The 16,525-nt window shown below is 70.7% G+C and carries 20 protein-coding genes; 5 read left to right on the forward strand and 15 right to left on the reverse strand.

Features of this window, described 5'->3' with window-relative positions:
* Window positions 1-3 precede the first annotated feature (3 nt).
* The 3 genes from ACIPV1_RS17295 to ACIPV1_RS17305 all read right to left on the reverse strand — a co-directional run bounded on the left by ACIPV1_RS17295 (window position 4) and on the right by ACIPV1_RS17305 (window position 3,010).
* Window positions 4-1,266 (reverse strand): ABC transporter substrate-binding protein, encoded by a 1,263-nt coding sequence (locus ACIPV1_RS17295; protein WP_123937085.1) that lies wholly within the window; start codon window positions 1,264-1,266, stop codon window positions 4-6.
* Between the two features lie 110 nt (window positions 1,267-1,376).
* Entirely contained in the window at window positions 1,377-2,396 is a 1,020-nt protein-coding gene (locus ACIPV1_RS17300) for a LacI family DNA-binding transcriptional regulator (protein ID WP_185094119.1), read from the reverse strand.
* Window positions 2,397-2,509: 113 nt separating this feature from the next.
* Window positions 2,510-3,010, reverse strand: a complete 501-nt coding sequence (locus ACIPV1_RS17305; RefSeq protein ID WP_333924900.1) for a MarR family transcriptional regulator — start codon at window positions 3,008-3,010, stop codon at window positions 2,510-2,512.
* 107 nt (window positions 3,011-3,117) lie between these two features.
* On the opposite strand from ACIPV1_RS17305, the gene ACIPV1_RS17310 reads away from it, so the two are divergent.
* The gene (locus tag ACIPV1_RS17310; RefSeq protein WP_131845123.1) at window positions 3,118-3,909 is read left to right on the forward strand and encodes an SDR family NAD(P)-dependent oxidoreductase; all 792 of its coding nucleotides are present in this window, start codon (window positions 3,118-3,120) and stop codon (window positions 3,907-3,909) included.
* 8 nt (window positions 3,910-3,917) lie between these two features.
* Here ACIPV1_RS17310 and ACIPV1_RS17315 read toward each other — a convergent pair whose 3' ends face one another.
* The gene (locus ACIPV1_RS17315; protein ID WP_402726913.1) at window positions 3,918-5,156 is read right to left on the reverse strand and encodes an FAD-dependent monooxygenase; all 1,239 of its coding nucleotides are present in this window, start codon (window positions 5,154-5,156) and stop codon (window positions 3,918-3,920) included.
* Window positions 5,157-5,215: 59 nt separating this feature from the next.
* Here ACIPV1_RS17315 and ACIPV1_RS17320 point away from each other — a divergent pair, with 59 nt between their 5' ends.
* Complete coding sequence (locus ACIPV1_RS17320) at window positions 5,216-5,773, forward strand: MarR family winged helix-turn-helix transcriptional regulator (protein WP_402726914.1); 558 nt, start codon at window positions 5,216-5,218, stop codon at window positions 5,771-5,773.
* Here ACIPV1_RS17320 and ACIPV1_RS17325 read toward each other — a convergent pair whose 3' ends face one another.
* Window positions 5,774-6,049 carry a hypothetical protein gene (locus ACIPV1_RS17325; RefSeq protein ID WP_123292961.1) on the reverse strand — a complete coding sequence of 92 codons (276 nt, stop codon included), beginning with the start codon at window positions 6,047-6,049 and terminating at the stop codon, window positions 5,774-5,776. It lies immediately after the preceding gene.
* Window positions 6,050-6,203: 154 nt separating this feature from the next.
* Here ACIPV1_RS17325 and ACIPV1_RS17330 point away from each other — a divergent pair, with 154 nt between their 5' ends.
* Window positions 6,204-7,199 carry an NADP-dependent oxidoreductase gene (locus ACIPV1_RS17330; protein WP_402726915.1) on the forward strand — a complete coding sequence of 332 codons (996 nt, stop codon included), beginning with the start codon at window positions 6,204-6,206 and terminating at the stop codon, window positions 7,197-7,199.
* 12 nt (window positions 7,200-7,211) lie between these two features.
* Here the strand turns inward: ACIPV1_RS17330 and ACIPV1_RS17335 are convergent, their stop codons facing one another.
* From ACIPV1_RS17335 to ACIPV1_RS17360, 6 genes are all read right to left on the reverse strand, one after another.
* Window positions 7,212-7,853, reverse strand: coding sequence for a TetR/AcrR family transcriptional regulator (locus tag ACIPV1_RS17335; protein WP_402726916.1), 642 nt, complete (start codon window positions 7,851-7,853; stop codon window positions 7,212-7,214).
* A 127-nt stretch (window positions 7,854-7,980) separates the two neighbouring features.
* On the reverse strand, window positions 7,981-8,631 hold the full coding sequence (locus ACIPV1_RS17340; RefSeq protein WP_123937100.1) for a dihydrofolate reductase family protein: 651 nt from the start codon (window positions 8,629-8,631) through the stop codon (window positions 7,981-7,983).
* Between the two features lie 17 nt (window positions 8,632-8,648).
* Window positions 8,649-9,371: an SDR family NAD(P)-dependent oxidoreductase gene (locus ACIPV1_RS17345; protein ID WP_402726917.1), complete on the reverse strand. Its 723-nt coding sequence runs from the start codon at window positions 9,369-9,371 to the stop codon at window positions 8,649-8,651.
* Between the two features lie 52 nt (window positions 9,372-9,423).
* Entirely contained in the window at window positions 9,424-9,993 is a 570-nt protein-coding gene (locus tag ACIPV1_RS17350) for a manganese efflux pump MntP family protein (RefSeq protein ID WP_123937103.1), read from the reverse strand.
* A 175-nt stretch (window positions 9,994-10,168) separates the two neighbouring features.
* Window positions 10,169-10,816 (reverse strand): NADPH-dependent F420 reductase, encoded by a 648-nt coding sequence (locus tag ACIPV1_RS17355; RefSeq protein WP_402726918.1) that lies wholly within the window; start codon window positions 10,814-10,816, stop codon window positions 10,169-10,171.
* 65 nt (window positions 10,817-10,881) lie between these two features.
* Window positions 10,882-11,667, reverse strand: coding sequence for an inositol monophosphatase family protein (locus tag ACIPV1_RS17360; protein ID WP_123937105.1), 786 nt, complete (start codon window positions 11,665-11,667; stop codon window positions 10,882-10,884).
* A 105-nt stretch (window positions 11,668-11,772) separates the two neighbouring features.
* On the opposite strand from ACIPV1_RS17360, the gene ACIPV1_RS17365 reads away from it, so the two are divergent.
* A complete protein-coding gene (locus ACIPV1_RS17365; RefSeq protein WP_173169042.1) occupies window positions 11,773-12,684 on the forward strand; it encodes a LysR family transcriptional regulator in 912 nt (303 codons plus the stop codon).
* Between the two features lie 99 nt (window positions 12,685-12,783).
* Here ACIPV1_RS17365 and ACIPV1_RS17370 read toward each other — a convergent pair whose 3' ends face one another.
* The 3 genes from ACIPV1_RS17370 to ACIPV1_RS17380 all read right to left on the reverse strand — a co-directional run bounded on the left by ACIPV1_RS17370 (window position 12,784) and on the right by ACIPV1_RS17380 (window position 15,321).
* A complete protein-coding gene (locus tag ACIPV1_RS17370) occupies window positions 12,784-13,638 on the reverse strand; it encodes a LamG domain-containing protein (protein WP_402726919.1) in 855 nt (284 codons plus the stop codon).
* Window positions 13,635-14,519, reverse strand: a complete 885-nt coding sequence (locus ACIPV1_RS17375; protein WP_123292956.1) for a S26 family signal peptidase — start codon at window positions 14,517-14,519, stop codon at window positions 13,635-13,637. Before ACIPV1_RS17375 ends, ACIPV1_RS17370 begins: the two co-directional genes overlap by 4 nt.
* A gap of 148 nt (window positions 14,520-14,667) precedes the next feature.
* Window positions 14,668-15,321 (reverse strand): hypothetical protein, encoded by a 654-nt coding sequence (locus ACIPV1_RS17380; protein WP_123293393.1) that lies wholly within the window; start codon window positions 15,319-15,321, stop codon window positions 14,668-14,670.
* 174 nt (window positions 15,322-15,495) lie between these two features.
* Here ACIPV1_RS17380 and ACIPV1_RS17385 point away from each other — a divergent pair, with 174 nt between their 5' ends.
* Window positions 15,496-15,945 carry a MarR family winged helix-turn-helix transcriptional regulator gene (locus tag ACIPV1_RS17385; protein WP_185040719.1) on the forward strand — a complete coding sequence of 150 codons (450 nt, stop codon included), beginning with the start codon at window positions 15,496-15,498 and terminating at the stop codon, window positions 15,943-15,945.
* 7 nt (window positions 15,946-15,952) lie between these two features.
* Here the strand turns inward: ACIPV1_RS17385 and ACIPV1_RS17390 are convergent, their stop codons facing one another.
* Window positions 15,953-16,513: an MOSC domain-containing protein gene (locus tag ACIPV1_RS17390; protein WP_123937107.1), complete on the reverse strand. Its 561-nt coding sequence runs from the start codon at window positions 16,511-16,513 to the stop codon at window positions 15,953-15,955.
* Window positions 16,514-16,525 lie beyond the last annotated feature (12 nt).

The following is a 16,525-nucleotide window of genomic DNA, read 5'->3' on the forward strand; positions in this document are numbered from 1 at the left end:
CCTCTACTTCAGGGCTGACTGCACGTCGGTGTCTGCGGTGCCGAGGAGCGACTCCGGGTCGCCGCCCGCGATCGACTTCTGCGTCGCGGTGTCGAGCGCGGTGAGCACGTCACCGCTGTTCACGACGCCCGGGAGGAGCGGGATCGTCGTGCCGGGCAGACCGGTCAGCGCCGCGACGGTGGGGTTCGCGTCGACGTCGGCGGCGGTCACGTCGGTGCGCAGGGACGGCCAACCCGACCCGAGCGCCCACTTGGTCGCGACGTTCTTCTCGTTGAAGTACCGCAGGAAGTCCTCGGCAGCGGCCTGCTTCGGGTCGTCGGTCTGTGCGGTCACGCCGAGCGAGATGCCGATGGCGGAGGCCACCTGCGCCTTCGGCCCGGCCGGGATCGCGGCGATCCCGTAGTCGATGTCGGACGCCTTCGCGACGCCGGCCATCCACGGGCCGCCGATCTCCATGGCGGTCTTGCCGGCGGTGAAGAGCTTGTCGGCCGCGATGCCGTCGACACCGGTCGGCGAGATCTTGTCCTGCCGGATCGCCTTCGCCCAGTACTCGAGCGTCTCGACGTTCGCAGCGGAGTCGATGGTCGACTTCGTGCCGGCGTCGTTCGTGATCGAGCCGCCGTTGCCGGCGAACAGGCTCGGCCAGATGCCGTTGCCGACCGTCTGGTGGTCCGGCAGCACGAGCCCGTACTGCTCCGGGGTGCCGTCGCCGTTCTCGTCCTTCGTCAGCTTCTTCGCGTCGGCGACCCACTCGTCCCACGTCGTCGGGAACGCGTCGATGCCGGCCTCGGCGAAGAGCTTCTTGTTGTAGATCACGGACAGGGGCACGAAGCCACTCGGGACGCCGTACTCCTTGCCGTCGACCTGCTCCATCGCGACGGCCTGCTCCTTGAGCTCGCCGGTGTTGCTGGTGTCGTCGTCGTAGAAGTCGCTCAGGTCGACGAGGGCCTTCTTCTCGGCGTAGACGGGCAGTCGGTCCGAGGTCATCGCGACGATGTCCGGGCCCTTCTTCGCCGTCAGCGCGGGGAGCATCGTGTCGTCGATGACCGCCCACGTCTTCGTCTGGGTCGTGATCGTGACCTTGTCCTGCGACTCGTTGAAGTCCTTGACGATGCCGTCCAGGACCTTGCCGTCGGCCTCGGTGTACCCGTGCCAGAACGTCAGGTCGACGTGGGCGTTCGCGGACGATCCGGGGGAGCCGGCGCATCCGGCCAGGGAGATCGCCGCCGCTGTTGCGAGCGCGACGACCGCGATGTGCTTCTTCATCGAAAACCTGCCATCCGTCCCGCACTTCGGTGTGCGGAACCTCGTCCATGCCGGATTTACACCGGTGTAAATCTGGACAGTAGTCCGTGCTCGACGGGCAGGTCAAGACCTCAGGCGGAGACCGTGCGTTCCACGACGACGGGCGCCGACGACGCCCGCACGACCAGGGCATGCGGCGAGCGCAGCACGCCCGGACCGACGGCCGCGTCCTCCTCGAGCTGCTCGACGAGGACCCCGACCGCCGTCGCCGCGACCCGGTCCAGGTCGGCCGACACCGTGGTCAGCGCGGGCGTCGCGTACGCCGACTCCTCGATGTCGTCGAAGCCGACGACCGCGACGTCGTCCGGCACGGTCCGACCGGCGAGCTGCAACGCGCTCATCGCCCCGAGCGCCAGGGCGTCGTTGCAGCAGACGATCCCGTCGACCTCGACGCCGGAGTCGAGCAGCGCCCGCGCCGCCGCTGCCCCCTCGGCCCGGTGCCAGAGCGCCGTGGGGACGACGAGTTCGGGTCGGAACGCCACGCCGTGCTCGGCGAGCGCCTCGCGGTACCCGCGGAGCCGCTCCTGCGCCGTCCGTACCGGCCCCGACGGTTCGGAACCGATGAAGGCGATCGAACGACGGCCCGCGTCGAGCAGGTGCGCGGTCGCGTCGTGCAGCGCGTCCGCGTTCGACATCGTGATGAACGTGACCGGGCTGTCCGGGATCGGCTCGCCGAGCACCACGAGGGGGAACTTCACCTCGAGCGCAGGAGCATCGCTCGACCGCACCGTCAGCGGGCTGTAGATGATGCCGTCGATCGAGTGTTCGCGCATCCGGGTGATCGCGTCCGCCTCGCGCACACCGCTCGCGGTCTGCTCGATGAGCACCGTGTAGCCCACGGCACCGGCGGCGCGGATGACGGCGTCGGCGAGTTCGGCGAAGTACGCCTGCCGTAGCTCCGGCACCGCCAGGCCGATGACCTTCGACCGGCCGGCGCGGAAGTTCCGGGCCGAGACGTTGAGCTCGTAGCCGAGTTCGTCCACCGCAGCCATCACCCGGTCGTGGGTGCGGGCCGAGACGTGTTCGTAGCCGGAGAGGACGTTCGAGACGGTCTTCTTCGAGACGCCCGCGACGGCTGCGACGTCGCTCATCGTGGGGGGCGAGCGGTGTCCCTGGGCCATCCGCGTCCCCTCTCTCGCGTCCGGAATGCGTTGGGCAGGAACCTACCGCACCAGCGTGGTGCGGCCCGGACGTGTCGGTCCGGTCACGGCTGGCGAGCCCTGGGCGGCGTCCACGCCGGAGCTGCGTCCACTGCGTCGCCGATGCTCCGCGCGATGACCCCGAGCTGCCGCGTCTGGGTTTCGGTGAGCGTGTCGAACACCAGGCGCTCGACCAGGGCATGGTGCGCGGGCGTCGACTCGAGGACCCTGCCGTGCCCGTCATCCGTCAAGACCGCGAGGGTGAAGCGGCCGTCCGTCGGGTCGACCACACGGCGCACCCACCCCTTCGCCTCGAGCCGAGTCACCGCGCGGGACAGTCGCGAGAGCGTCGAGCTCGCGTACCCGGCGAGCGTGCTCATCCGCAGGGTCCTGTCCGGCGCGGCGTCGAGGGCGGTGAGGACCCCGAGTTCGAAGTGCGTGAGGCCACTGTCTCGTTGGAGTTGGGCGTCCAGGGCGACCGGGAGCCGTTCGAGCATCGTCGCCACGGCTGCCCAGATCTCGAGTCGTTCGCCGCGCAGGCCGTGTGGTTCATCGGGCGGTGCCATCACGGCATCGTACGACCGGTGACTTGCCTGAGCAAGTAAACGGCCGTACGGTGACTTGCTCAAGCAAGTCACCGGGTCGAGTGACGCGGGACGACGAAGGAGGATCCATGGACCTGCAACTCCGAGGCAGAACGGCGTTCATCAGCGGATCGACGCAGGGCATCGGGTACGCGATCGCCTCCGCACTCGCGGCCGAGGGCATGCGCGTGATCGTCAACGGCCGGGAGGACGCCCGGGTCGAAGCAGCCGTCGATCGCCTGCGGCGTGACCAGCCGGGAACCACGGTGTCCGGCATCGCGGCCGACTTCGGAGACCCGGGCGACGTCACCCGACTGCTCGGGTCCCTCGATGACGTCGACGTCCTCGTCAACAACGTCGGACTCTTCGGCCTCGCCGCCTTCGAGTCGATCGCCGACGAGGACTGGTCCCGGTACTTCGAGGTCAACGTGATGAGCGGGGTCCGCCTGTCGCGGCACCTGCTCGGCGGGATGCTCGAACGCGGGTGGGGTCGCATCGTGTTCATCGGCAGCGAGTCCGGCGTGAACGTCCCCGCGGACATGGTGCACTACGGCGTGACCAAGGCCGCGGTGATCGCGCTCGCGAACGGACTCGCGAAGCAGACACGTGGGACCTCGGTCACGATCAACACCGTCCTCGGCGGTCCCACGTACTCCGACGGTGTCGCGACGACGGTCGAGGCGATCGCCGAGGCGCAGGCTCTTCCGGTCGAGGCGATGCAGGCCGCGATCATCGGTCAGAACCGGACCAGCCTGCTCGAGCGCTTCATCGACCCGGCCGAGATCGCGGCGCTCGTCACCTACCTCGCGAGCCCGCTGTCCTCCGCGACGAACGGCGCCGCGATCCGGGCTGACGGCGGCGTCCTGACCGGGCTCCTGTAGGTGGCACGTCAGCCGAGGTGTGCGTAGTCCGGCAGGTCGATCGCGTCCGCCGGCGGCGTGAAGAAGCGGTCGCCGAGCCGACCGATGAACGGGGTGGAGGCGACCCGAACCGCAGCACCGAACGCGGCGATCCCGAGCCGGCTCTTCGGGTTCGCGACCCGCGGCACCCCCGGCGGCAGCTGCTGCGCCTGGGTGACGTACGGCCGCATGATGCGCTCGTAGCCCCGGAGTGCATCGCGGTGGTCGACGTGTGCGGCGAGTTCACCGGCCAGCACGTACGCCCCGGTGAGCGACAGGCTCGTGCCCATGCCACTGACCGGTGAGGCGCAGTACGCGGCGTCGCCGACGAGCGCGACCCGACCCTCGGACCACCGCGGCGCACGGACCTGCCCGATCGACTCGGAGTACAGGTCGTCGGCGGCGTCGATGCCTGCGAGCACACGACGTGCTTCCCAGCCGGCATCGGCGAAGACCTCGTGCAGTCGGCGGCGCTGCTCCTCGATCGACCGTCGCTCGGAGCCGGCGCGCTCCCGTGTCCGATCGGTCACGAACGACAGCGTCGCCCGGATCGTGCCGTGCGGGTCCGGGCGCAGCGTCACCGATCGCCCACCCGGTGCGTTGTACCAGCGCCACCAGTCGTCGTCGGCGTCGGTGCGGGGGATCGTTGCGTAGGAGGTCTCGAGGCCGAGGGACCGGATCTCGGGCTCGTCGCCGAAGACCAGTCGCCGGGTGCTCGACCCGATGCCGTCCGCCGCCACCACCAGGTCGAACCGCTCGTCGGCGGCGTGCTCGAACTGCACGGTCACGCCGTCGCCGGCGCCGTCGCCGGCGCCGCCGTCGTTGTCCGCGATGCCGGTGATGCGGTCGCCGAACCGGTACTCGGTGGTGTCGGTGGTCCGGCTGACGAGCAGCTGCGCGAGGTCACCGCGCAGGATCTCGAGCTCCGCCGTGGCGCCGCCCGAGTCCGTGGTTCCGGCCGGGAACTCCGCGATGACCGAACCGGAGCGGCCGATGAACCGCGTGCCGACCTCACCGGTCGTGGCGGCACGGATGTCGTCCTCGATCCCCATCCGCCGCGAGACCTCGCGCCCGGCGCCCCGCACGTCGACGTTCTGGCCGCCGGTCCGGAGCTCCGGCGCGCGCTCGACGATCGTCGTGTCGTAGCCGTACCGGTGCAGCCAGTAGGCCAGGGCGGGTCCGGCGATGCTCGCACCGGAGATGAGGACGCGCTTGCGGTCGGTCGACATGTTGCCTCGAATCTTGATTACCAATGAGATTGGCAATCTACACGACTACCATCGACCTCGTGCCGCACGACGAACCGACAGCGCCCACCGACGGACGACGAGACCGCGACGCCCGGAGCGACCGCGAAGATCGACGCGACCGCGAGGACCGACGCGACCGCGAAGCCGCCCGTCGCGACGGGCGACCGCTGCCCGACGACGACATCCGCGCACGGGTGCAGCAGGTCGGGGTGCGGCAGCAGCGCTTCGAGCGACACCTCGCCCGGACACTCGACGTCGACGCGGCCGGGCTCGAGGCGATGGACCACCTCATCACCCACGGACGGTCCACCCCGACCGAGCTCGCGCGGCGACTGGAGATCTCCACCGCCGCCATGACCCTCGTGCTCAACCGACTCGAGTCCGCCGGCCACGTCACGCGCGAGCGGCACCCCAGCGACGGCCGGAAGATCGTGGTCACCGCAGCCGAGCGGTCGTCCGATCGTGCGTACGACCTGGTGCTGCCGCTGATCGAGGGGATCGAGGACGTCGTCGCCGACATGGACGACAGCGAGCGCGCCACGGTGCAGGCGTTCCTCGACCGCCTGATCGGGATCTACGACGACGCGATGGACTGATCAGTCGACTCCGTCGGGTGACCACGGTCGCTCACCGAGGCTCCACCGCGCCATCGCCTCGACCTGTGCCTTCGCGCTCTCCAGGCTCGTGTGGTCGCCGAAGACCTCGCCCGACCACCCACGGACTTCGTACCGGTTCGTGAAGACGACTGTTCCGATGTGGGACCGGCCGGAGCGGGCTTCCCACCGGCCGACCTCGAGCGCGGTCCAGCTCGTCGGGTCGTGCTGGTGTGGGAGATCGGTCTGCGAGGAGGACATGGCGTTTCCGGTCGGCATCGGACGAGGAGATCGTGCCGGCAGCCGGGGGCCTGGGTCACCTGCGGTCGACGGTAGTCCCTCCTCGTGCGGGTGGCCCAACGTCGACCGATTGACATCGGTTACTGAGTGCACTCAGAATTGAGTCTTCTCATCGACCCTCAGGAGCACCACCATGCGCGCCTTCGCGTTCGACCAGTACAAGCAGCCCCTCCGCGAGACTGACGTCCCCGAACCGGTCGTCGGCGACCACGACGTCCTCGTGGCCGTCGCCGCCGCCGGCCTGAACCAGCTCGACGAGAAGATCCGCCAGGGCGAGTTCAAGCTGATCCTGCCGTACAAGACCCCGCTCGTCCTCGGCCACGACGTCGCCGGCACCGTGATCGCGGTCGGCGCAGGCGTCCGACGGATCAAGCCCGGCGACGAGGTCTTCGCCCGCCCCCGTGACCACCGCATCGGCACGTTCGCCGAGCGCATCGCCATCGACGAAGCCGACGTCGCCCGCGCGCCGTCGAACGTGAGCGCAGCCGAGGCTGCCTCGATGCCGCTCGTCGCCCTGACCGCGTGGCAGGCGCTCGTCGAGAAGGGCAGGGTCGGACCGGGCACGAAGGTGCTCGTCCACGCGGGCTCCGGTGGCGTGGGGACGATCGCGATCCAGCTCGCCAAGCACCTCGGTGCCCACGTCGCCACCACGGTGTCGGCCGCCAACGCCGACTTCGTCCGCGAGCTCGGTGCCGACGTGGTGATCGACTACCGCACCCAGGACTTCGAGCAGGAACTGTCCGACTACGACTTCGTCCTCGACAGTCTGGGCGGCGAGAACCTCGAGAAGTCCCTGCGCGTGCTGCGCCCCGGCGGCAAGGTCGTGAGCATCAACGGCACCCCTGACCCCGCCTTCGCGAAGGAGGCCGGGCTGGGCCCGGTGATCCGACTGGTCATCGCCGGCATCAGCCGCGGGGTCCGCGCGCAGGCGAAGCGACTCGGGGTCACGTACGAGTTCCTGTTCATGCGAGCGGACGGCGCGCAGCTCCAGCAGATCGCCGACCTCGTGCAGGCCGGCGCGATCCGCCCGGTGGTCGGCGCCACGTTCGCCTTCGACCAGACCCCCGAAGCGCTCGCGTCGATCGGGACGAGCCGCGTGCGCGGCAAGACCGTCGTCACCGTCGCCTGACGGGAGTCCGGCTCAGCGCGGCAGGACCGCCCCGAGCTGCGCCCGGATCGACTCGACGACGCTCGCCACGCTGGTCTCGGGGTCGACGTGCGACACCATGGTGACGAACACCACCGCCGAGACCACGTGCGCGAGCATCGCGGCCCGTGCGTCGTCGAGACCACAGCGGTCGATCAGGATCGCCGCGATCGCCTGCTCGGTCATCCCCGAGATCGCGAGCGCTCGCGCATGATGCGGCTCGCCAGGGTCCCCGAAGGCCATCTCCCGCAGGTAGGTCCGCCCGTTGGACACCTGCACCCGGTTGCAGGCGACGATCGGCGTCACGAGCGCGAGCACCGCATCGAGCACGTCGTCGGTCGCCTCAGCAGCTCGACGGCCCTGCGCGAGGGCCTCGTCGTACTTCGCGTTCTGCACCAGCAGCAGCAACTCGCCCTTGGTCTTCGCGTACAGGAAGAGCGTGCCGGCTCCGATGTCCGCGCGCTCCGCGATCTGCTGGGTTGTCACTTCGTCGACGCCGTGCTCGGCGAACAGTTCGCCGGCAGCAGCCGTGATCCGGTCGAGCTTGTCCTGCCGGTTCCGCTCACGCCGACCTGGGACCTGTGTCACGTGCACACTCCGGATCTGGTCGGCGATGGGGTCGACCCATCCTGCCATCCGCAGGAGAACCCCGGGACCCGGCCGGCGGCCGTCGACGTGGCGCGCAGTGCTGACGGGAGGCCCGTGGCGGGCCCGCACCGTTCCTCCCGTCCGCCGCCCCCTGCGTTCAGTGCCCGCCCTGCGGTCAGCGCGCCACGCGCGTGAACGTGCGGTGCACGACCCCCGACGGCGACGCGACCGTCTCGACGGCGAAGCGCTCCTCGATCCCCTCGAGTCCGTCCCAGAGCCGCTCGCCGCGGCCGAGCACGATCGGCACCTCGACCAGGTGCAGGTGGTCGACCAGGTCGGCCTGCAGGAACTCGCGGACTGTCTCGACCCCGCCGCCGATCCGTACGTCGCGGCCCGGTGCGGCCTGGCGGGCGAGCTCGAGCGCTTCCGCCGGGGTGGCGTCGACGAAGTGGAAGGTCGTCCCGCCCGCCATCTCGAGGGGCTCGCGCGGGTGGTGGGTGAGCACGAACACGGGCGTGTGGAACGGTGGTTCGTCGCCCCACCACCCGGTCCAGCCGTCGTCGGGCCACGGTCCGCGCTGGGGTCCGAACTTGTTCCGCCCCATGATCTCGACACCGATCTCCGGTCCCCAGGCGCGAGCGAACTCGTCGTCGACATCGGTGGTCCCGCCGGACGCTCCTTGCATCGCGCGGAAGGTGGCCGTGGCGGCGAACCACCCCATGAGTCGGCCGTCGGCGTGCCCGAACGGCCGGTCGATCGACTGGTCGGCTCCGGCGCCGTACCCGTCGAGCGAGATCGCGAAGTTGTGGACCCTGACCGTCGACATGGTGCTCCTGTCCTGCTTCAGAGGGTGATGCCCGTCGCCGTCGCCAGGGCGTCGACGAGTTGGCGGCGGAACTGCGGGTCAGCAACCGCCTGGTGCGGCTCCTGCCGCTTTCCGTGGAACCAGTAACCACCGCTGAGGGTTGCGTCGGGGTCGGTCACGAGGGCTTCCTGGGTACGGTGCCCGAGCTCGAGGTCGTCCGACGCCCCCGCGCCGCCCATCTTGGTCGGGACCCAACCCGGGTCGACGGCGTTGCTCAGGACCCCGGGCCGGCGCGCCGCGACCTCGGCGGCGAGCGCGGTCACGAAGAGCTTGGTGTCCGAGTAGGTGTTCGTCTCCGCGGTGCCGTCCCAGTCGACGCCGTCCAGTCGGGGCCGGCCGCCGCGGTGCATCCCGCTGCTCAGGTACACGTGCCGGGTCGGCGCGTGGAGCAGCGCGGTGAACAGGTACGGCGCGACGACGTTGACCGGGATCAGCGCACGGCCGGAGATCACGCCGGCGTTGTGCACGACCGCGTCGATCGGGTCGCCGGCGTCGAGGTCGCGCGCAGCGGCGATCACGGCGTCGCGGTCGGACAGGTCGGCGACGACGAGCGTGGCACCACGGTCGAGCAGGTCGGCGACTGCCTCCGCCCGTGCCGTGCTCCGGGCGTGCACGACGACGTCGTGCCCGTCGCGGAGCAGGGTGTCGGCGGTCGCCCGCCCGAGGCCGTCTGTCGAGCCGGTGACGAGGATGCGGGACATGCGTTCATCATGCGCCGGGTGGCGCGGGCGCGTGCGGCGCGACACCGCGGCCTCAGCCGATGATGCCCGTGTGCTCGAGCACGATGTTCACGCCGATCAGGATGAGCACGACACCGCCGGCGATCTCGGCCGGCTTGCCGAACCGGGCTCCGACGCGGCGCCCGACGACCACGCCGGCGAAGGACAGCACTGCCGTCGTCACACCGATGAGCAGCACCGCGCCGCCGATCGACACCGGCAGGAACGCCAACGTGACACCGACGGCCAGGGCGTCGATGCTCGTCGCGATCGCCAGGACCAGGAGTTCGCGGATCGGCAGACGGTCGGTGTCCTGCTCGGTGTCCTCGTGCTTCGAGAACGCCTCCCACAGCATCTTGCCGCCGATCAGCGCGAGCAGCCCGAACGCGATCCAGTGGTCGAAGGCGGCGATGTACTGCGCGAACGCCGAACCGAGCAGCCATCCGAGCAGGGGCATGAGCGCCTGGAACGCACCGAACGTCAGCGCGATGACGAGCGCGTGCCGCACGTCGAAGCGCTTCATGTGCAGGCCCTTGCCGAGGGCGACGGCGAAGGCGTCTGCGGAGACGCCGAGCGCGATGAGGAAGAGGGCCCAGAACGACATGGGGGCGGCGCCTTTCGAGACGGTCGGACGGAGACGCCGACGTCTCAGGACCTGACGATCCTGGCATGGTTCCGAGGACGAAAAGGCCTGATCAGCGGTATTCGTCGTGCCGAATCCGGGGGTTGGTGCGCCCGCCCCGGACCCCCGTGGTCGCCGCCGGTCGCGCCTCCGGTCCTCAGCGCGCGACGGACAGGGCGAAGGGCGCGAAACCGATTGCGCCGAGCAGGCTCGGCACCATCAGCGCCATCGACTCCGGGCCGGACGCGGTGGCGATCGGGCCGAGGTCCACGACCCACCCGTCCTGCCAACCCAGGCTGCGAAGCAGGTCGCCCACCGTGGCCTTCGCCGCGGCGTCGTCCCCGGAAACGAAGGCGGTCGGCGGGGTGGCGAGTGCCGCCGGCGCGGTCATGACCGAGAACAGCATCGTGTTGAGGCTCTTCACCACCCGGGTCTCCGGCAGGGCGGCCTGCAGCCGCTCGCCGAGGCTGCCGTCGAGGTAGGCGAGTCCACCCGGCAACCCGTCGGCGGTCCGCGTGGTCGCGTTCGAGACATCGAGCAGGATCCGTCCGGCGAATCCGGCCCGCAGTGCGGTCATCCGCTCCAGGGTTGTGTCGCCCGGTGTGGCGTTGACCACGACCGCGGCGGTCCGGATGGCGGTCGCGACGTCGGCGACCTCGACCCCGGTGTCGGCCCAGTGCGGCCGGACGGACTCGGGGTCGCGGACGCCGATGGTGACGGGGTGGCCGGCGGCGACGAGGCCGCGCGCGAGCGTGCTCCCGACACGTCCGGATCCGAGGACGGAGATGGTCGTGGTCGTGGTCATGGGGGTGTCCTTCGTGGTCAGGTGCGACGGGTGGGTCAAGGGGTTGGGGTCAGCGGCTCAGCGGCTCAACGGGTGAGCACTGCTGCGATCGGGCGGGCGAGGTCCGGCGCCGCGGCGATGCAGTCCTCGCTCGCCAGCGTCCAGGGGGCACCGGTCGTGTCGGTGACGGCACCGCCCGCCTCGTGCACCAGGAGCGCTCCTGCAGCCAGGCCGGACCGCACCTGCCCGAACTGCCAGAAGCCGTCGACGTGCCCGGTGGCGACCTGGACGAGCTGCACCGTCGCAGGGACCGAGGCCGACACGAGAAGTGCTGCTTCGAGCATCCGGTCGATCGAGTCGCTCATCCGGCGGCGAACCGCCGGCGCCTCGCCCGGCTTCGCTTGACCGGTACCGACCAGGGCGGCTCCGAGCTCGGTCTTCCGCGAGGAACTGATCGGGGTCCCGTTCAACCGCGCACCGGCACCGCGGACGGCCGTGAACACCTGGTCGAGTGCGGGCAGGACCACGGCGGTCAGGACGGGGACGTCGTCGCGCACGAGCGTCGCGGTCACGCCCCAGTTCGCGGATCCGTGGACCAGGTTGACGTTGCCCTCGGCGGCGTCGGTCACCCACCATTCGCCCGGGCCGAGCGTGCCGGCGCCCTCTTCGTCGTCGTCCCACTGCGCATCGGGCCGGAGGCGCTCGAGCGCCGGTCGGAGCACCGCCGTCGAGGCCGCGTCGTTCGCGTCGATCGCGGCGAGCAGCGACCGCCCGTCGTCGACCCGGTTCGCGGTCGAGAAGCGCTCGAGGAGCACCTGCGCGGCCGCGGTCACCGCCTCCGTCGCGCTGGCGAGCAGCTGGTGGTCGTCCATGGTCGTCTCCTGTCCCGGCCGACGCGGTCCGTCGATCCGGGGGCAACGCTATAAACGTCGGTCATTGCGCGCCAGTACATTCCGCGCACCGGTAGATTGCGTCTTGTGCAACTGGATTTGAACCTGCTCACCGCGCTCGACGCCCTGCTCGAAGAGGAGAGTGTGACGGGCGCCGCCGACCGACTGCACCTGTCGGCACCGGCCATGAGCCGCGCGCTCGGCCGCATCCGGATCGCCGTCGGAGACGAGGTCCTGGTGCGCAGCGGCCGGGTCATGCGGCCCACGCCACGCGCCCTCGCGATGCGCGAGGAGGTCCGGTCGCTCGTGCTGCGCAGCCGGCAGGTCCTGACACCCGAGACGACCTTCGACGCCGGCGCCCTGCACCGGACCTTCACGATCCGTGCGCACGACGCCCTGGTCTCCGTGCTCGCCCCGTGGCTCGTCGAGCACACGCACCGGGCCGCCCCTGGCGTCGGCCTGCGGTTCCTCGGCGAACCGGACGACGACACCACGGACCTGCGGCGGGGCGTCGTGGACCTGGAGATCGGTTCCGCCGAGCCCGCGACCGCCGAGATCGACCACCGGCACATCGCGACCGACCCCCTGGTCGGGCTGGCACGCCGCGGGCACCCGCTCCTGGCCTCGGGCACCGCCGACGTCGACCTGGCTGCGTGGGCAGGTGTGCCGCACGTCGTCGTCTCCCGCCGCGGCCGGTTCGGCGACCGGATCGACGAGCTGCTCGCCGCGACCGGGCGGTCACGGTCGGTGGTCGCGTCGGTCGCGTCCACGAGCGCCGCCGTCGAGATCGTGCGCGAGACGGACGCGGTCGTCGTCATCCCGGCGTCGGTGGCGTCACGTGCCGTCCGCGCGGACGACACCGTGGTCTTCACGCCGCCCGTCGAGCTGCCGGCGGTTTCGGTCGTCCTGACCTGGCACCAGCGCTCCACGTCCGACCAGGGGCACCGGTGGCTGCGCAGCCTCGTCGAGCAGGCGCTCGTCGGCACGCTGGAACCCTGACCGGCTTCGGCGACCCGGCTCACGTCTTCGACGTCAGCCGGATCGGACGGGAGGCCCGTGGCGGGCCCGCCACGGGCCTCCCGTCCGGTCTGCGGCGCGTCAGCGACCGGCTGCTGCGTGGGCGGCGACCTGGGCGGCGGACAGTTCCGTCCCGTAGACGGCCGCGTACCGCATGGACCCGGTGAAGTAGGCGTTGGCGGGCGAACCCGGCCATCCGCCGATGGTGTCGTAGCCGATCCGGAACCAGCCGGTGTAGTTCTCCGGCGTCTTGTACGCCGCGTTCGACGCGACCAGCGTGCCGTCGACGTACAGGCGCATGCCGTTGGCCGGTGACATCGTCGTCACGGCGTGGTGCCATGCGCCGTCGGTGTAGGCCTTCGGCGACGAGACGACCTGGGTCGTGCCGCTGTAGGCGCCGAACACGAGCTGTCCGCTCGTGTTCAGGTAGAGCTTCCGGTCGTGCTGCCCGGACCCGCCGGTCTGGCTGCTGCCGAAGCCGATGAGCTGTCCACCGGCGACCGTCGTCTTGAACCAGACCTCCTCGCTGAAGGTGGTCGGGTTGGCGTACGAGCGCGAGGTGGAGACGTAGCTCGTGGAGCCGTTCAGCACGTAGGCACTGCCGGTGTCGCGCGGGCAGGCGTTCGGGTCGGGCGTGACCGCCGTCATCGCGCCCTGGTAGGTGCCGTTCACGCCGCGGCCCGACCAGTCCGTGGCGGTCTTCGCGTTCGTCGACTCGGTGAGCCGGTACGCGAACAGGGCGTTCGCGGTGTCGGCTCCGACGGCGCCCGTGCAGGTGAAGTACGGGGCGGTCGCGGCGGTGTTCGTGTCGTTCCGGACGGTGGCGCTGTAGGCGGAGCGCGTCGGCGCGAACTGGTTCAGCAGGACGACGACAGCCAGGGCGACCACGAGCAGGAGGGCGACGACGCGGCCGTCACGCAGGCGACGGAGGATCACGAGGGACGCACCGCCTCGACGCGGCCGACGGCCAGGCAGGCCACGAGCGGCACCAGGCACATGGCGATCAGCGCCACCCACCCGAGCGGGTCGAGGTCGATGTTCGAGGTCAGCTGGTAGTGCCCGTTCTTCGTGAGTTCGTGGATGACCACGCGGCCGACCTCACCGTCGACCAGGTGCACGGTGTTGCCGCCGTGGGCGTCGACGCGCACCGGGAAGATGCCGGACGAGATGACGGTGGCCTCGACGCCCGTCGGGCTCGAGGTGTTCGTGATGGTCGTCACGTTGACGAACGGCTTGAGCACGAACGCGGCGTACGAGACCGTCAGGGCGGAGCCGGCGATCCGCAGGCACGTGCGGGTGACCCGGTCGGTGAAGGCACTGGTCAGGGTCAGGATCAGCAACGTGCCGATGAGCAGGATCGGGGCGGCGCGGAACAGCCAGCCGAGGTGCGGGACCAGGAGCGCCGGGGTGCCGATCACGTCGGCCTGCGACAGCGTCCACGGGTCGACCGCGCCGTTCACGTCGCCGCGGGTGTGCAGGCCGCCGTCGGCGTCGATCGCGATGATGCGGTGCGTGTAGACGACGTCGGGGTTGGCGGAGGTCTCGAACGAGACGACGTCGCCGACGCGCAGGGTCGTGACGTCGACCGGCAGGTCGAGCACGAGGGTCCCCACCGGGGCTGCTTCACCCATCGAGGGCGTCTCGACGACGAACCAGCGGCCACCGGCGGACAGGAACAGCACCGCGGCGGTGAGCAGCAGGGCGGCGACCAGGGCGAGCAACCAGGCGAGGACGGTCTCGGAGCGGGTGACCGCGCGACCGCGGAGGACCGGACGGTCGAGCGTGCCGCTGAGCGGGATCGCTGCGGTCTGGCTCATGTCGTGCTCCTGCGGCTCGGTGGGGTTCGGCTACTGCGCGTGGTGGAACGGGGGTGGCGACGCTCGGCCGGAGGGGGTCGGTCGAGCGTCGCCGGTCTGGGGTCACGGGACGTCCCGGGACGGCTGGGGGAGCCGGCCCGGAGCGGGATCAGGCCGTGAACGTCCAGGTCATGGGGACCGAGGCTGCGAGGCCCTGGTACGTGTTGCCCGCCGAGGAGTCGAGGGTCACCGCGAAGTTGAACGGCGTCGACGCACCGGCGGCCGGAGCTGCGGGCATCGTGAAGGCCGACGCTGCGGCGCCCTTGAAGCTGGCGAGCGTGCCACTGAAGACCGTGGTCGAGCCCGAGGTGATGACGAGGTTCATCTTGGCGCAGAGGTCGGTCGCGGTTCCGTTCGAGGAGCCGTTGTTCGACTGGGTGCACGTGCTGCCCGGCGTCAGGGTGAAGGTGCTCGCGGCAGCGGTGCCGGTGTTCTTGATCGAGATCGCCGTGTTGACCGTGTTGCCCGGCGTCATCGTCGTGCTGCCGCCGAACTTGTTGATCGTCGAGCAGGTCGCGGAGTTCGTCGAGACCGAGCCGCCGTCGGTGCTGAGGCAGGTGACGGTCGCGCCGGCGTTCTGCTCCTGCATGATCAGCGTGCCGCTGGCGGCGGTGTTGCTGCTGTTCGTGATGCTCGCCGCGAACCCGGACAGGGTGCCGGTGAGCGAGAGGGAGAGGAGCACGGCGGCGAAGATGCCGGCGAGGAGCGCCACGGGGGCGAAACGGATCCGCTTCAGCGCGGAGGTGCGGAGCTTGGTGGACACGGTGTACCTCATCGGTTCGGTGGTTCGCAGTGGTTGGGGGAAGCAAGTCACTCGGGCGGATTTGCTTCAATCATTAAGATAGTCATCGCTTGACCAAGTTAGCCACTCGCACACCTACCCCAGTGCGGGGGACGCTCCTGTCCCCCGGGTTCCCGACATGGAAGGATTCCCCCCGTGACCCCCGCCGCACCCGATGACGACGCCGCCGACCTGATGGCCGCGTTCACCGCTGTCGTGCGCGCGAACGCGAGCCTGGTGAACCAGCTCAGTGCCCGAGCCGGGGTGCACGAGAACGCCCTGCGAGCACTCGTGCTCATCAGCGACACCGGGTACTCCACGCCGACGGAGGTCGCCGGCTACCTCGGCCTGACCTCGGGCGCGGTGACGAACATGATCGACCGGATGAGCACCGCCGGACTCCTCGAGCGCGCGCCGAACCCGAACGACCGTCGTGGGTCGTTGCTGCGGCTGCTGCCGAGTGGCGACGACGTCGTCGCGGACTACCGGCAGCGCTACGCCGCCATGCTCCGGGCGGTCGACGGCGCGCACGGCGGCGAGCTGCACGAGGTGCTCAACGACCTGGCGACGAGTCTGTACCAGCAGGCCGCGGCGGCGGGGGAGTAGGCGCTCGTCAGACCGGCTGGAGCGCCTGCTGCTCGCCGGCGGGGAGCTCGACCCGGATGCGGTCACCCGTCCGGACGACACCGCCGGTCACGACGACGCTCATCACGCCGCCCTTCCGCACCACCGCACCGTCCTCGTCCCGCCCGAGCACCTCACGCAACAGACCCGGTTCGAACCCGTTGATCTGCTGGCACGGGTTCCGCAGGCCCGTCACCCGGACGCACGCCTCGTCGCCGAGGTGCAGCACCGTGCCGGTGGGCAGGCTGAGCAGGTCGACACCGCGGGTCGTGACGTTCTCGCCCATCTGGCCCGGCTCGAGGTGGTACCCGGCGTCGGCGACCTCGTCGAACACCTCGGCGTGGAGCAGGTGCACCTGCCGCAGGTTCGGCTGGGACGGGTCACGCGCGACTCGAGACCGGTGCTGGACGGTCGTCCCGGCGTGGGCGTCGCCCTCGATGCCCCAGCCCTCGACCAAGGTGACCTCGTCGACCACGGGCTTGCTGAACCGATGGACGTCGTCCCGGCTCACGGCGATCACACGCGGCTGGTCGTCACGGTTGTCGGTCATGGTGCGATTCTG

It is taken from the genome of Curtobacterium sp. NPDC089991, assembly GCF_044748425.1.
GTDB lineage: Bacteria > Actinomycetota > Actinomycetes > Actinomycetales > Microbacteriaceae > Curtobacterium.